This window comes from Pedobacter nototheniae (assembly GCF_004335085.1).
Taxonomy (GTDB): domain Bacteria; phylum Bacteroidota; class Bacteroidia; order Sphingobacteriales; family Sphingobacteriaceae; genus Pedobacter; species Pedobacter nototheniae.
The window spans coordinates 32,916-48,377 of sequence record NZ_RQRS01000009.1 but is presented as its reverse complement, the minus strand read 5'-3'; the positions used below and the strand labels follow the sequence as shown (position 1 = coordinate 48,377).

Here is a 15,462-nt window from a genome sequence, read left to right as displayed (position 1 = left end):
CTAACCAAAAAATGAAACACAACCTCCTTGATATAAAGGATTACATTGTATTCTTAATCTACTTCGTTATTGTGGCAGCCTATGGCTTTTACATTTACAAAAAAAAGAAATCTGAATCTACAGGCTCAAAAGACTATTTTTTGGCCGAAGGTTCCTTAACATGGTGGGCCATTGGCGCATCGTTAATCGCTTCCAATATTTCTGCCGAACAGTTTATTGGGATGAGTGGCTCAGGCTTTAAGCTTGGAATTGCAATTGCAACTTACGAATGGATGGCTGCTGCAACTTTAATTGTTGTTGCCGTATTTTTTATTCCCGTATATCTTAAAAATAAGATATCTACCATGCCACAATTTCTTAATCAACGCTACAATGGTACCGTAGCAATGATTATGGCGATATTTTGGCTAATGCTGTATATTGTAGTAAACCTAATGTCGATACTTTATTTAGGTGCCCTGGCAATTAGCAACATCTCTGGTTTAAGTATTGTTGCATGTATTGTGCTCTTGGCTGTTTTTGCAATTTTTATTACGCTGGGCGGCATGAAAGTAATTGGTTATACAGATGTTATTCAGGTTTTTTTCCTTGTTTTGGGCGGTTTGGTTGCTACTTATATCGCACTTAATTTACTTGCAGAGAAATCCGGTCAAACAGGAGTGCTGAGTGGTTTAAGTTTATTAAAAAGCGAAGCCAACGATCATTTCCATATGATATTTAATAAGGAAAACCGTAACTACATCAGCTTACCAGGCTTATCAGTTCTAATTGGCGGTATGTGGATTGTGAACCTAAACTACTGGGGCTGTAACCAATACATTACCCAAAGAGCGTTAGGTGCAGATTTAAAAACAGCACGAAGCGGTATTTTATTTGCTGCGTTTTTGAAACTATTAATGCCCGTTATCGTGGTTCTTCCTGGTATTGCTGCTTATGTACTTTATACTAAATACGGCATGTTTCACACAGAAATGCTGGATTCAAAAGGAATTGTAGATGTAAATAAAGCATATCCAAACTTATTAAACTTGCTTCCAATTGGTTTTAAAGGATTAGCTTTTGCCGCATTAACAGCTGCAATTGTTGCCTCACTTGCAGGTAAGGCCAATAGTATCGCAACTATTTTTACGCTTGATATTTATAAAAAGGCTATTAATTCGAATGCGTCTGAATCAAATATGGTAAACGTTGGAAAAATTACTGTAATTGTTTCTGTTTTCTTAGCCGTGATTTTATCATTAATTATTGGTGAACAATTAATGGGCGAAGGAAAACAAGGGTTTAATTATATTCAAGAATATACTGGTTTTGTTTCTCCTGGGATTTTCGCAATGTTTATTTTAGGTTTTTTCTGGAAAAGAACAACTTCTAATGCAGCCTTATTTGCAACTATTGGGGGTTTCATTTTCTCTGTAATTCTTAAATTTTTACCAATGTGGGTTGATCTTAAATTTTTAACTCCTTATGGTTTCTACCAACCAAACTTTGATAATAATGGTGTTTATGAAATTCCTTTTATAGATAGAATGGGATTTGTTTTTGTGTTATGTATTATAGGAATGAGTATTATCACAAATATTGAAAACAGAAGAGGTGTTATTCCTAAAGGGCTTGAAATTGATAAGAAAATGTTCAAAACCACACCTGGTTTTACCATTGGTGCGCTAATCATCATTATCTTAATTACTGCGCTTTACACTATTTACTGGTAAGGGGTAATTGAGTTAATTACAAAATAAAAAAGTCCCGATCAAAATCGGGACTTTTTTTATAAAGAACAATTTTTATTGAGAACAAGGTCCATCAGGAATTTCCTTGCTAATTTTAAGCACTTTGGTTACAACCAAGGTAGAATCAAAATCATCAGAAACGGTTGCAGTATCCGATTTAGCAAAATAGCCCTGTAGCTCTACATAAACGGGCTCGTAAGGCTTTTCGAAATTTAAATTGCTGTAAGAAAGTTCCAGGTTTTTAACACTGTCTGCAACCCAATATTCGCGGCCATCTTCACACAATGTAAAAGATTTCATTTCAGGGCCAAAAGTATAAAGGCCTTTAACGGTTTTAATATTACTTTTTCCTGTAGCTGATTTATCTGTTCTATTACAAGCGGTAACAGCCACACCAATAAGCATAACAAATACAGTTGCTTGTTTAAATAATTTCATGGTTAAATAGTTTGATTAATTTGGCCAATCTTCTTTACGCTTAAATTAGCTGACAAAGCAGATGCCAAAAATGAAAAAATACCTACAGTAACAAACACTAAAACAAAATCTTTCCATTTTAATGCTATAGGATAGGCACTTACTAATGTTGTGTTTTCTTCTGCCCCCATTTTTATAATACCTGTATAGTGTTGGAAAAGGCAGAAAATTAATCCGATAACTAAACCAAATATACAGCCAGACATGGTTATCATCATTCCTTCAAAAAGGAAAATTCTTTTAATTAATCTTTTTTCCGCACCCAAACTGCTCAAAATGGCAATATCCTTAAGCTTATCTATCACCAGCATGGTTAACGACCCTATTATATTAAATATAGCAATAATTAATATAAAAGTAAGGATAACATAAATTGCCCATTTTTCGGTATTAAGAATATGATAAAGTGATCGGTTTTGCTCTGCCCGATTTCTGACATCAAAATTTTTACCGATTTTTGAAGCCACTTCTTCTTGAAACTGATCTACATTTGTACCCGGCTGGAGATTTATTTCTATTGCTGAAACATCTTTTTCTTCGCCTAAAAGTTCTCGGGCAAACTCAAGTGGAACGATAATGCCATTATCAAACTCTTGTTGTACCTCAAAAACACCACTTACCCGAATGCTTTTTATAATAAAATCATCTGCTGGATTAATGTTGCTTGCTGATATATTTTTTTTGGGTGAATAAATTTCTAACTCTGTAAATGGATCAACAGTATTAACAGCTAAATAACTTTGCAATGCAGATCCGATTACAGCATTAAATCCACTTTGGTTATGTAAAACAAATCGCCCTTCCTTAATGGTGCTATCAAGCTTATCATTTTTAAGGTAATCAAAACTTACTCCTTTTACCATACCAACAGCTTGTTTACTATTGTATTTTAACAAGGCGTTTTCTTGCAAAACTTCTGTAAAGGAGTAAACATCTTTATGGTTTCTAAGCTGACTGAAATAGGCTGTGTTGGGATTAAACGTTTTGCCTTTTGCCGGTGTTATAGCAATTTGAGGGGTAATTGTATTAAACATATTCAATACAACCGTTTCAAAACCATTAAATACGGAAAGAATAATTAGCAGTGCTGCACTACCAACCATTACCCCAACCATTGATATGCCTGATATCAAGTTGATTGCATTGGTTGATTTCTTTGCAAGCAAATACCTTTTGGCTATGTATAATGGCGTATTCACGGGGTAAAGATAAATAAAAGGTTGAGGGTTTAAAGGTAAAAGGCTTAGGGAGTAAACCTATTCACAATTATAAACCTTTAATCCGGCTAAAAAAATGGATTATGTTGTTTTTCAAATCCTATGGTTGTTGCAGGGCCATGTCCAGGATATACTTTGCAATCGTCAGGCAGCACAAAAAGTTTTTCTTTAATGTTTTGAATAAGTTGCTGATGATTTCCTCCAGGCAAATCAGTACGACCAATACTTCCGTAAAACAACACATCGCCACCAATTAAAAAGCGGTCGGCCTTGTTGTAAAAGCAAAGGTGTGCAGGCGAATGGCCGGGTACAAAAATAAGTTGTAATGTGCTGTTGCCAAAGCTAATTGTTCCTTTTTCTGATAAAAAGGTATCTGGTTCAGGAGAAAGCTCGTAACGGGTAAAGCCCATTTGTGGTGCATAGCCAGGTACTGCTTGTAAAATAGGTAATTCTCCAGGATGAAACTGAGGCTTTAATCCCCAAGTATCAAAAACAAATTTGTTGCCAAATATATGATCTAAATGGCAATGCGTATTTAATAATAAAACAGGTTTAAGGGCTTCAGCTTTAATAAATGTTGCCAATTCGTTTTGTTCGGCTCCATCATACATACCAGGATCAATGATAACACATTCTTTCGTTTCATCATATAAAACATAAGTATTTTCGCTGTAAGCGTTAAACGTAAATATTTTAATACTAATCATAATTGCTTAATTCTTCCACCTAAACGTAGAAATCATTTTATCAATATCCTTTTTAATAAATTTAACAACCGGTTCAATCGAATCATATTGTGGGCGTTCATTAAAATATAGGGCACCTCTAAAGTAATGTTTGGCACTATCTGTTAAAAAAAACTGAACAGATGAAGCTGTATTACCTTCTATGGCATAATAAATTCCGTACACTTTATTTTCAGGGTAATTGATCATTTTCTGATCAATAGCACGTGCTTTAATGGTGTGTTTAAAGGCTAGTTTTCTTGCATCTTCTACCATTTCATCATATGCTGCTTTGTTTGCTACATCATAATAAGTAAGGTGTAAAAAGCCATTAAATTGCTTAAAATGTAAATTATACCAATATTTTTCGGCGTTTTTACTTTTGTCATTTTCCATCGCAGCATATACCGGGTAATCAAAAGTGTAAGGTGCGGTGGAATTAAATTGCTGATATTTCTTTTCAGGGTATACAATTCTAAAATATGCCTTTGGTTTTGGCGAATAAGAATTATTTTGGCACGAACCCAAAAATAGAAGAAGTATGATTGAGGGAAAAAATAGATCTCTTATTTTAATTATTTTAATCATACTTTATCGAATTATAGACTGTTAACAGATTTTTGAAGCTGTAATGTAGTTATTAAAGAATAAATATAAGTTTAACTACTCCAAATTTCCCAAGCCTTTTCTGCTTGATGATACAACATCTCTAATCCATTTTTAATTTTAGCACCTTGAGCCGCTGCCTTGCCTAAAAAAGCAGTTTCTAATGGATTGTATACGATATCGTAAGCTAAATGTTTTGGGCTTAATAATGAATAATCTATTTCTGGATAAGTATCTACATTTGGCGACATGCCCAAAGGGGTTGTGTTAATCAATAAAGTATGAGATTTTATAATCTCTGGCGTTAAATCCTGATATAAAATTGTACCTGGAAGTGCTCTCCGTACAACCGTAATAAACTCTATGTTTAATTTATTCAACACATATTTTATAGCTTTTGTAGCACCGCCATCACCAAAAACTAATGCTTTGTTGTGATGTGTTTCGAGCAGAGATTTTAAAGATTCTTCAAAGCCGTAGGCATCGGTATTGTGGCCTTTAAGATAAGTTTCTCCATCGTGGTTTTTAATGCAGATACAATTCACTGCACCAATTTCTTCAGCAACTGCATCTACTTCGTTTAAAAAAGGCATTACATTTACCTTGTGCGGAATGGTTACGTTTAATCCACAAAGTGTAGGGTCATTTGCTAATAAATCGGTAATAGAATTGATATTTTCTATCGGGTAAAGCTCGTATTGATGATCGTTAAGGCCTTCGTTTAAAAACTTTTCGGTAAAATATTTTTTTGAGAAGGAATGTGAAAGCGGATATCCGATTAAACCGTAGGTTTTCATGTCGTAAAAATTTCGTTATTACAAAGAGCGAAGCAATTTCTTTAAAGACAATACTTATGATTGCTTCGTTCCTTGCAATGACGGGTAGTACTATTATTTTCCTAAGTTAAGGAAATGGTCAAATGTATCTCCGCGTAACCCCAAACGGATAGTTTCTAAAGGAATAACTTCTGCTGGTGCAATGTTGCCTAGGTTTACGTTTGTGCCGATAAGTTTAATAAACCAAACTTGTTGTTCTTTTTGAGGGGCTTCCCAAATGATGCTTTCTTCAGGGATTTGTGTTAAAATCTCATCCACTAATCCCTCTCTAACCTCTCCGCTACCTCTATAAATACCAACATTTCCACCTTCTCGGGCTTCGGCAATTACTTTCCACGAACCGGCTTCCATTTCAGCTTTCATTAATTTAATCCATTTGTATGGCGCAAATATTTTGGCAGCATCTTTACTTCCAACTTCTGAAATTACAGTTACCTGTTTGGCAAGTTTGCTAATAAATTCACATTTAAGATCGTGCTCAATAATAATAGAACCGTCAGATACTTCTGCATATTCCATTCCATATTGGTCTAAAACACGTTGATAATCGTCAAACTGATTACGGATAATAAATGCTTCGAATAATGTACCTCCAAAATAAGTGGGTATTCCTGCGCTTTTATATAAAGCTAATTTCTCTTTAAGGTTTGGGGTAACATGAGATGTAGCCCAGCCCAGTTTAACAATATCTGTATGTACACCAGCAACTTCGATAAAATCTTCTACCTGGCGCAGGCTTAATCCCTTATCCATAACCATTGTTAGGCCTTTTTGGCGTGGTTTTGTTGGACGTTCAGGGACGTTTAATAATGGGTAATTCATATAGTGTACAAAAGTGAAAAAAAAATCGAGATTAATTGTCAATTTTTTTTAACATGCTTATTAGCGGATATATCGGTTTATAACGTTCAAAATTGCACTGTTATCTTGCAATTGTGGCAAATATTCAAATAAAATATAATGTTTTTCCGGGTCGGTGGTTAAAGCTGTTTCCAGGTACTCAAGGGCATCGCTATAATTACCTAAAGCAAAAAGATAAGCCACCATACGGTAGTATAATTCTGCGGCTTCAGGGTTGTTTTTTATAGCTTCAGACATGGTTTCTGATGCTTCACGCAGTTTGCCTTGCTCGTATAAAACAGTACTAAAATCAAGCCATGCTTCAATATCAAGTGGATTATATTCTAACACTTTTTCATAAGCGATGATAGATTCTTCAATTTGCCCAAGTTTATAGTAGGCATCAGCCATGGCAAACCAAAAATCAGGATTTTCGGCTTCCAGTTCTATTGCTTTTTTATAAAAATGTAAAGATTCGAAATAGCGTTCTTCGTGGTTTAAGGTAACACCAATACCAAACCAGGCATCGGCCATTTTAGGGTCCATTTTAACCGATTTCTTGTAGTAAGAACGGGCTTCGTCCATTTGCTCCAATTTCTCGTAACACTCTCCAATGGCGCAATAGGTATCGGCATTTGGTTGCTCGTACTCAAAAGTATGTTTATAAACCGTAATGGCTTCATCATATTTATCTAGCTGAACCAATGCATTACCTTTGTTAAAATAAGCTGAGCTAAAATCTTCTTTAATCAAAATGGCGTAATCATAAGCATCAATTGCTTTTTCCCACAGACTAAGTTTATGGTAGCTGTTGCCTAAATTATACCATGCGGCATAAGAATATGGATCAGTATCAATATATTGCTGATAAAATTTAATGCTTTCTTCTTGTTTATCTAAAACATCATAACAAAAGGCCAGCTCATATAAACCGTCCTGATTTTCCATATTCTGTTCTAAACTTAGTTTAATGTAAGTTATAGCACTTTCATAATCAGACATGCTTTGGTAAACATAAGCCATTTGCAATAAAATTTCGTCTGTACTTTCGGCAAGACCAAGTGCTTTTTCATAATTTTCAAGCGCTTCGGCATAACGTTCGGTATTTTGAAAAATATTACCACGCAGCAAATAAATATCAGGTTCTGATGGTTCAAGCAATTCAGCTTTTTGCAAAGCCATAAATGCCTGTTCGTGGTTATTGGTTAAAATATAAAGGTGAGCCTGCTTAATTAAGAAAACAGTTGCATACGGATGCTGGCTTACGGCGTAATCAACTACCTGTAAAGCTTTAACTGGATCGTTTTTCTCAATGTAAAAATCTACTATATATTCAAAAGCATGCGCATCAAAAAAATACTGGTCCTTATTTCGGATCATTTCTTCGTAACGCTCTACCGAACGTTGCGCATCTTCGTTGGATTCAAAAAAGAATTCTTCTTCCATATCGTTATCATTAAAGAACCGTGCCAATTGCAGAAAAACAACATTATAAGTTTACAATATTTAATTATTCGTTTTAAAAATAATTACTAACATTAGCCTTCACGGCAGATGTAAATACCTGAATATAAACTGTATTGATTGTGATTAAGATGTGTGAATAATCAAATGATTTTTGCAGCATCGCGGTTCCATTTCCCTACTTTTACAAAAGTAACATAAATTTATTCTAAAATCAGTAATTAAGAAGTCATGAAAAGATTAGTCATTTTTGCCTTGTTTTTGGTACTTTTTGCCTCCAAATTATTTGCCCAATCTACCGAGCAAGACTTAGTTAAAAGCGTTGTTAACAAACTCTTTACCGGGATGAGAACTGGTGATAGTACTGTTGCTCGAAGTGCTTTTGCAAAGGAAAGCCTAATGCAAACAATTGTTAATAAAGATGGAAAAGTTTTGGTTAGGACAGAATCTGTGAATGCTTTTTTAAAAATTATAGGTACACCGCATAAGGGAAAGTACGATGAAAGAATCGTTTTTACGAAGATATTAATTGATGGTTCTTTGGCTAGCGTATGGACGGATTATAAGTTTTACGTAGACGATAAGTTTAGCCATTGCGGCGTTAATTCTTTTCAATTAGTAAAGGGAGAAGAAGGCTGGCAAATTGTTTATGTAATTGATACCAGAAGAAAAGATAGCTGTAATTAGCGTTATTTATTTGCCATTATGAGCCTGCCGAAGACTTTGACTGAAGTATTTCAGCAGGCTCAATGGGACAAATTTATTTGAAATTATTTATTGTTTAAATCTGTAGCAGCTTTTTTAAATAAATCTGCTTGTTTTTCCAGGTTTGCTTTTGCATCTCCAGTTGCTGCGGCAGCCTGTTTCGTTTTTGCTTGAACAGTAGAATCATAAGCGGTTGCTAGTTGTTTTGATAAACCACCTGATAGTTTTAAACGATCAATCGCATCGCTTATGTTTTTGATTCCTTTTTCTGTTACCGCTGGGTTTGTGTTTCTTGAAAGGTACTGGAAATAAGCACCAATTGTAGCATAAACCTTATTTCTATCTCCTGTAGCCATAATGTTTTCGAAAAATGGCTGGTGTGCATCAACAGGATCGCCAACATATACGGCAGCAATTGATGGTGCAATATGATCTTTAGTATCCTGATCCATCTGTGCCAAAGCAGCAATGCTTTCTTGTGGTGCAAGTTTAGCCAAACCGCTAATTGAAGCAGCAATTACTTTGTACGATTTATCTTTAAGCCCATCCGTTAACAAAGTTTTATAAGTTACATCACCTGTTGCAGCTAATTTTGCAATTGCAGCAGATCTTGCATCTGTATTTTTATCGGTTTTTGCCAATTGAAGTAAGATTGGTAAAGCAGAATTTTTCACTTGTGCATCTGCCAGGTTAAGACCACGAATACTAAGTACGCGTAGGTTTGCAGCCTGATCTTTCAATCCGCTTAGCAACACCTCTTGTGCTTTAGCATCTTTACTTTTCATTGCAAAGCCTAAAGCTTTTATTCTGTTGGCATAGCTTGGTGCATTTTTATATTGGAAGTAATAATTTTCAGCAGTTTTATTGTCTTTAATTTCTCCAACAAGGATTTTATCAACGTCAAGGTCAATTAAATCAGGCTTAGTGCTTACATCAAAACTGAAGTTTTGCTCGCGGCTATCAATCAAAATATCTTTACTTATTTTTTTGCCACCAGCATAAATATCAACTTTTAAAGGCAAACTAAAAACCTGAACGGAGCTATCCTGAGCTTGTTTAACTTTTATTGTTGCTTTACCGTTATCATAACCATATTCAACATTTAAAATCGGGTGGCCTCCATTATAATACCATTGATTAAAATATGGGCTCCAATCCTTGCCTGTTACATCTTCCATAGCTAAACGCAATTGATGTGTTTCTCCATTTTTGAATGCGTTTGTAGTTAAATAACGGTTTAAAGATTTAAAGAATGCAGCATCACCCATTTGGTTTTTAAGTGCATATAAAATGATTGATCCTTTAGCATAGCTGATGTTATCAAACATATCTTCTTTATCGTTGTAATGGAAACGAGCTAAAACTGGGCTTTCGCCATTTTCTGTTGAGCCTAAATAAGATTGCAATTTCTCATAGCGTGATTGATCTTCAGCATCTTTCCCAGCATCGTGCCCATGCCAAATTACCTCGCCAAAGGTTGCAAAAGATTCGTTCATGGTTAAATTAGACCAGGATTCTGCCGTAACATAATCACCAAACCATTGGTGAAAAAGCTCGTGAGCGATAGTACCTTCTTCGTTTCCATCCAATAATTCGCGGTCTGTTTTTTGAACATGTTCGCCGTGCAAAGTTGCGGTAGTATTTTCCATTGCACCAGAAACATAATCACGTGCAACAATTTGCGAATATTTATTCCACGGGTAATCCAGTCCTAAAGTTGTGCTGTAAAACTGCATCATATCTGGTGTTTTGCCAAAAATCTGTTTTGCGTAAGGCGCATATTTTGGCTCCAGATAATAGTTAACTTCTTTTCCTTTCCAAGTGTCTTTAGTGATTTTGAAATCGCCAACAGCCATCATAAACAAATAAGGTGAGTGTGGTAAATCCATTTTCCAGGTATCAGTACGGGTTCCATTAGCATTTGCTTTTTGCGTAACTAATTTACCGTTGGATAGTGTTACGTATTTCGATTGTACCGTCATCGAAATTTCTGCCGTTGTTTTTTGATCTGGTTTATCTATTGTTGGAAACCAAGCCGATGAAGATTCAGTTTCACCCTGCGTCCAAATTTGTGTAGGCTTATTTTTTTCATTACCATCTGGATTAATAAAGTACAATCCTTTTGCATCCGTAATTGCAGCGCTACCTTTTACTTTAAGCTCATCAGGCTTTGCTGTGTAAGCAATGTAAACGGTATATTTTTCGGTATTAGTATACTTTTTATTTAAAGTAATGTACAACTTGTTATCATTGTAAACATATTTTAAAGGCATATTCCCTTTTAGGCCAACTAAAGAAACTTCTTTAATATCCATGCCTTGCGCATCAAGCGTTAAAGAATCCGTTGCATAAAAATGGGGCTTCAAAGTAACCCATTCCTTGCCATATAAATACCGTTTTGCATAATCAAAAGATACATCAAGTTTAGTATGTACCAAATCATTTACTTTGGTTGCAGTAACCCGATAAATTTTTAAATTATCTTTTGCATTGGGCTGTGTTTGTGCTTGCAAGCCCGTAGCATATGATAAACTGAGGGCAATTAAGCCGTACAGCATAAAATGCTTTTTCATATCTTATTATTTATTTAAATGTTTATTGGATAAGGAGAACCACTCAAAGTTACAATTTATCAGAAACTAAAAATTTAATATGGATGGGGTTCTATTAATTTTTTGTTTTTTTGTATAAACCACATATATAAAAATTATGCAAGCAGATATTAAATCAATTTTAAACAAGTTAGGTATCCAGGCCGAAAATGCTGCTTTTAGTACAGGCAGTGATTGGGGTGGCGCATCAAATTCAAAATCTGTAGAAAGTTTTTCTCCTGTTGATGGTAAATTAATTGCAACGGCAAAAATTGCTGCACCAGCAGATTATGAAGCCGTTGTTGCTAAAGCGCAAGAGGCATTTGTTTATTGGCGTACTATTCCAGCACCAAAAAGAGGAGATATTGTAAGGCAACTTGGTGATGCCCTTAGATCAAATAAGGAGGCTTTAGGCACTTTAGTATCTTATGAGATGGGGAAAAGCTTGCAAGAAGGCTTTGGTGAGGTGCAGGAAATGATTGATATCTGCGATTTTGCAGTAGGCTTATCACGCCAGTTATATGGTTTAACCATGCATAGCGAACGCCCAAGCCACAGAATGTACGAGCAATGGCACCCACTGGGTATTGTGGGTATTATTTCGGCCTTCAATTTTCCTGTTGCCGTTTGGAGCTGGAACGCTGCATTAGCTTTAGTTTGTGGCAATGTTTGTATTTGGAAACCTTCAGAAAAAACTCCTTTAACAGGAATTGCTTGCCAGTATATTTTAGCCAAAGTTTTAAAAGAAAATAGCATCCCAGAAGGTGTTTCGAGTTTAATTATTGGTGATCGTGAGGTTGGTGAATTAATGACAAATGATAGTCGTGTACCTTTAGTTTCTGCTACAGGATCTACTCGTATGGGTAAAGCGGTTGCAGCTGCGGTTGGCGCCCGATTAGGCAAAAGCTTATTGGAGTTGGGTGGAAATAATGCAATCATTATTTCTGAACATGCTGATTTGGATATGAGCTTAATTGGTGCTGTTTTTGGCGCAGTAGGCACAGCCGGTCAACGTTGTACTTCTACCAGGCGATTAATTATTCAAGGAAGTGTATATGATGCTTTTAAGGAGAAACTGGTTAAGGCATACGGACAAATTAGAATTGGCGATCCATTAGATCAAAACAATCATGTAGGGCCACTTATTGATACTGATGCTGTTGCGGCTTATCTGGATTCTATAGAGAAATGTAAAGCTGAAGGCGGGAATTTTGTTGTAGAGGGTGGCGTTTTATCTGGCGATACCTATAGCAGTGGTTGCTATGTAAAACCTTGCATTGCCGAAGTAAAGAACGATTATAAAATTGTACAGCACGAAACTTTTGCACCTATTTTATACCTGATTAAATATAAAACCTTAGATGAAGCTATTGCCTTGCAAAATGGTGTGCCACAAGGATTATCATCTGCAATAATGACCCTAAATTTGCGAGAGGCAGAACAGTTTCTATCTGCACAGGGTTCTGATTGTGGTATAGCTAACGTAAATATTGGTACATCAGGTGCCGAAATTGGTGGCGCTTTTGGTGGCGAGAAAGAAACTGGAGGTGGTAGAGAAAGTGGATCAGATGCGTGGAGAGCTTACATGCGCAGACAAACAAATACCATTAACTATTCAAATACTTTGCCTTTGGCACAAGGAATAAAATTCGATTTATAATATCGGCTTAAATAAACAAAGGTCTGATTACTATTGTAGCCAGACCTTTGTTTTGGTTTAAAACTTAATTTTTCATCCTTCCTTGCTCAGATTCTAATCCTGTGCTTCTTCTTCTGGCTGGTTTAATTTCATTTTGCCCGAAACGGTAAGTAAAGCTTATCCGTGCAACTCTACTGTCGTAATCTTGGCGGATAGTATAAAACAAGTTTGGATAAGTACTTGTTGCATTAAATCTTTGCGTGTGTAAAACATCACTTAGTGAGAATTTAAGGTTCATCTTTTTCTCCATAAACGATTTGCTCAAACCAATATCAAACCCGTAGCGCTCTTTAATTGCAATTGTTCCAGCATCCAAAGGCGATTCGTAACTGGCATTAATCTCTCCGGTAAAGCTTTTAATAATGGTAAATGTTTGTTGTGATTTAAACTGAAAAGATGTTTTATTTGTGTTTATCTCTCTTCCGGCAAGTGGAGAATTATATTTAAGGTTAAAAACATTTAGGTTGTTATTAGTTTGCCACCATTTAAATATTTGTACTGGCACATTTATGTTTAAGCCCCAAACTTCTTGCTTTGCCAAATTTGCATTGGTTTGAAAAAGTGCTTTTCGTTCTTCATCCGGAAGAATAGCTTCAGTAATTAAATCATTTGTTCTACTGTAACTTAAAGAAGCGATATACTTTTTCATAAAAGTATAGTTTACTTCAAAATTATTTGTGTACTGAGGGTTTAAAAATGGATTACCCTTTTGATATGTGTATTGATCTAAAAAGTAAATAAAAGGATTTAAATCGTCATAGCTCGGTCTGTCAATTCTACGACTGTAAGAAAGTCCTAAATCATTGTTTTTATCCAAGGTTTGGTTTATAAATACACTTGGGAAGAAATCAAGATAATTTCTTTTTACAATTTTGTTCTCTGTTATGGAGTTCCCTTTTGAATTAGTTTGTTCAGCCCTTAAACCCAATTGTACACTTGTAGATTTAAACTGTTTGTTTAAATTAACGTATGCGGCATTAACATTCTCATCATAAATAAATTGATTGCTTCTACTTACGTCGTTCTTCCAAAAATCGTTTACAAGCTGCTCTGCTGAAAAATTATTATCAGTAGTAACCCAACTGCTTTTTAATCCAGCTTCAAATTTCATTGTCTTATTTAAAGGCAAAGTGTAATCTGCTTTAAGTGCTTTAATTTTAATATTAGTCGGGGTAGCATTTCTGGTAAAAAATGTAGGTCTTATCATTTCGCCAGTAGCAAAATAATAGTTGTTTATATAGTTAATATCGCTGTTACCTTTATATTTTGAATAATCTGCATCAAAAGTAATTTCTTGTCCTGCGGTATCTAAAGTAGATTTGTAGTTAATGTTGTAAGCAATGTTTTTATAACTGTTTTTGGTATAACTGGTAGATGTAGTTATAGAATCTAATTTGGTATAAGATGGGCCAATTAAAGTTCTGTTCTGTTCGTCCTGGTTACTGTTATTTGAGTAACCGTTAACTAAAAAGCCAAGCGTATTATTTTTATTTAAAAATATATCCAAACCTGCCTTATAACCATTGCTATTGTTATGACGCAGATTACCGCCCCCCTGAGAAAAATAGGTGTCAGGACTGCCATTTAGGCCATTTGAAATACGATCTATATATATGTTGCGACTATTTTTGTTGTAGAAATAATTGTAATTACCATATAGATTAAACTTTTTATCGCGGTGGTTTAAATCTATTCCAGCGTTTCCTCTAAAGTTTTTACCATGCCCAGCGCCTACATTAATGCTGCCGTTTGTACCAGCACTTTTATTCTTTTTCGTTTTAATGTTAATAATTCCAGAGTTACCTGCTGCATCATATTTTGATGATGGATTGGTAATTAACTCTATGGTTTCTATTTGCGAACTTTGCATATTGCGGAGTAAATTTGCTACATCAGCGCTGCTCATATACGTTTGTTTACCATCAAGCATAATTAAAACACCTTGTTTGCCCTGCATAGAAATATTATCGTTCTGATCTACCGAAACGCCTGGTGCTTTTTGTAAAAGTTCTAATGCGGTAGAGCCCGTAGCGATACTACTGTTCTCAACATTCATAACTAATTTGTCTGTTTTGCGCTCTATCAAAGGCTTTGTAAAGGCAACAGTAACTTCTTTTAGGTTTTGAGTAGTAGAAACTAATTGAGCTGATCCAAAATCTACTTTCTGATCTACATCTGATAGTTTTATCGTTTTACTTTTAAGGGTTTTATACCCCATCATGCTCGCTTTATAATAGTAATCGCCTTTGGCAGCAACTAAAAAGCTAAAATTTCCGGTTTGATCTGTAAATGCAGTTTTAACAATGCTAGAATCTGCAGCCTTAAAAAGAACCACTGTAACATAATCCGCAGGTTTATTATGTTCATCTAAAATTACACCAGTAACATTTGATTTAGTACCCGTTTGTGCGTAAGCGCAGTTAACACCAAAAACGGTAAGTGTAGTTAATATTAGTTTGTAAAAAATTTTCATTGAGGATCTTCGTTAGTTTAATATTATAGCAAAAACAGTTCAGCGCAGGGTTAACTACGCAAGTTTAATTTGCCGACCTATTTAAAGTTTATTTCGGGA

At 35.2% G+C, this 15,462-nt stretch carries 12 protein-coding genes; 3 read left to right on the top strand and 9 right to left on the bottom strand.

Going from position 1 to position 15,462, the window contains the following annotated elements:
- Positions 1-11: 11 nt before the first annotated feature.
- A complete protein-coding gene (locus EHC72_RS09615) occupies positions 12-1,712 on the top strand; it encodes a sodium:solute symporter family transporter (protein ID WP_131537472.1) in 1,701 nt (566 codons plus the stop codon).
- 72 nt (positions 1,713-1,784) lie between these two features.
- Here the strand turns inward: EHC72_RS09615 and EHC72_RS09610 are convergent, their stop codons facing one another.
- The 7 genes from EHC72_RS09610 to EHC72_RS09580 form a co-directional block, all read right to left on the bottom strand.
- Positions 1,785-2,168 (bottom strand): hypothetical protein, encoded by a 384-nt coding sequence (locus EHC72_RS09610; protein ID WP_131537471.1) that lies wholly within the window; start codon positions 2,166-2,168, stop codon positions 1,785-1,787.
- Between the two features lie 2 nt (positions 2,169-2,170).
- A complete protein-coding gene (locus EHC72_RS09605) occupies positions 2,171-3,406 on the bottom strand; it encodes an ABC transporter permease (protein WP_165585800.1) in 1,236 nt (411 codons plus the stop codon).
- Positions 3,407-3,492: 86 nt separating this feature from the next.
- A complete protein-coding gene (locus EHC72_RS09600) occupies positions 3,493-4,131 on the bottom strand; it encodes an MBL fold metallo-hydrolase (protein ID WP_131537470.1) in 639 nt (212 codons plus the stop codon).
- Between the two features lie 6 nt (positions 4,132-4,137).
- Positions 4,138-4,737, bottom strand: coding sequence for a gliding motility lipoprotein GldD (gene gldD / locus EHC72_RS09595; protein WP_131537469.1), 600 nt, complete (start codon positions 4,735-4,737; stop codon positions 4,138-4,140).
- A gap of 71 nt (positions 4,738-4,808) precedes the next feature.
- Entirely contained in the window at positions 4,809-5,552 is a 744-nt protein-coding gene (locus EHC72_RS09590) for a shikimate dehydrogenase family protein (protein ID WP_131537468.1), read from the bottom strand.
- A gap of 93 nt (positions 5,553-5,645) precedes the next feature.
- Positions 5,646-6,413, bottom strand: coding sequence for a phosphosulfolactate synthase (locus tag EHC72_RS09585; protein ID WP_131537467.1), 768 nt, complete (start codon positions 6,411-6,413; stop codon positions 5,646-5,648).
- 60 nt (positions 6,414-6,473) lie between these two features.
- On the bottom strand, positions 6,474-7,877 hold the full coding sequence (locus EHC72_RS09580; protein WP_131537466.1) for a tetratricopeptide repeat protein: 1,404 nt from the start codon (positions 7,875-7,877) through the stop codon (positions 6,474-6,476).
- 249 nt (positions 7,878-8,126) lie between these two features.
- Here EHC72_RS09580 and EHC72_RS09575 point away from each other — a divergent pair, with 249 nt between their 5' ends.
- Positions 8,127-8,582 (top strand): nuclear transport factor 2 family protein, encoded by a 456-nt coding sequence (locus EHC72_RS09575; protein WP_131537465.1) that lies wholly within the window; start codon positions 8,127-8,129, stop codon positions 8,580-8,582.
- A gap of 83 nt (positions 8,583-8,665) precedes the next feature.
- Here the strand turns inward: EHC72_RS09575 and EHC72_RS09570 are convergent, their stop codons facing one another.
- Positions 8,666-11,173, bottom strand: a complete 2,508-nt coding sequence (locus EHC72_RS09570) for a M1 family metallopeptidase (protein WP_131537464.1) — start codon at positions 11,171-11,173, stop codon at positions 8,666-8,668.
- A 136-nt stretch (positions 11,174-11,309) separates the two neighbouring features.
- Between EHC72_RS09570 and amaB the strand changes: the two genes are divergently transcribed.
- Entirely contained in the window at positions 11,310-12,851 is a 1,542-nt protein-coding gene (amaB, locus tag EHC72_RS09565; protein ID WP_131537463.1) for an L-piperidine-6-carboxylate dehydrogenase, read from the top strand.
- 64 nt (positions 12,852-12,915) lie between these two features.
- Here amaB and EHC72_RS09560 read toward each other — a convergent pair whose 3' ends face one another.
- A complete protein-coding gene (locus EHC72_RS09560) occupies positions 12,916-15,363 on the bottom strand; it encodes a TonB-dependent receptor domain-containing protein (protein ID WP_131537462.1) in 2,448 nt (815 codons plus the stop codon).
- Positions 15,364-15,462: the final 99 nt, after the last annotated feature.

What these genes read in the sequence shown, in the direction of transcription:
- EHC72_RS09575 (WP_131537465.1), top strand. Translation starts at nt 8,127, where the DNA reads ATGAAAAGATTAGTCATTTTTGCCTTGTTTTTGGTACTTTTTGCCTCC.
- EHC72_RS09600 (WP_131537470.1), bottom strand. Translation starts at nt 4,131, where the DNA reads ATGATTAGTATTAAAATATTTACGTTTAACGCTTACAGCGAAAATACT.
- EHC72_RS09570 (WP_131537464.1), bottom strand. Translation starts at nt 11,173, where the DNA reads ATGAAAAAGCATTTTATGCTGTACGGCTTAATTGCCCTCAGTTTATCA.
- EHC72_RS09615 (WP_131537472.1), top strand. Translation starts at nt 12, where the DNA reads ATGAAACACAACCTCCTTGATATAAAGGATTACATTGTATTCTTAATC.
- amaB (WP_131537463.1), top strand. Translation starts at nt 11,310, where the DNA reads ATGCAAGCAGATATTAAATCAATTTTAAACAAGTTAGGTATCCAGGCC.
- EHC72_RS09590 (WP_131537468.1), bottom strand. Translation starts at nt 5,552, where the DNA reads ATGAAAACCTACGGTTTAATCGGATATCCGCTTTCACATTCCTTCTCA.
- EHC72_RS09560 (WP_131537462.1), bottom strand. Translation starts at nt 15,363, where the DNA reads ATGAAAATTTTTTACAAACTAATATTAACTACACTTACCGTTTTTGGT.
- EHC72_RS09580 (WP_131537466.1), bottom strand. Translation starts at nt 7,877, where the DNA reads ATGGAAGAAGAATTCTTTTTTGAATCCAACGAAGATGCGCAACGTTCG.
- EHC72_RS09610 (WP_131537471.1), bottom strand. Translation starts at nt 2,168, where the DNA reads ATGAAATTATTTAAACAAGCAACTGTATTTGTTATGCTTATTGGTGTG.
- EHC72_RS09585 (WP_131537467.1), bottom strand. Translation starts at nt 6,413, where the DNA reads ATGAATTACCCATTATTAAACGTCCCTGAACGTCCAACAAAACCACGC.
- gldD (WP_131537469.1), bottom strand. Translation starts at nt 4,737, where the DNA reads ATGATTAAAATAATTAAAATAAGAGATCTATTTTTTCCCTCAATCATA.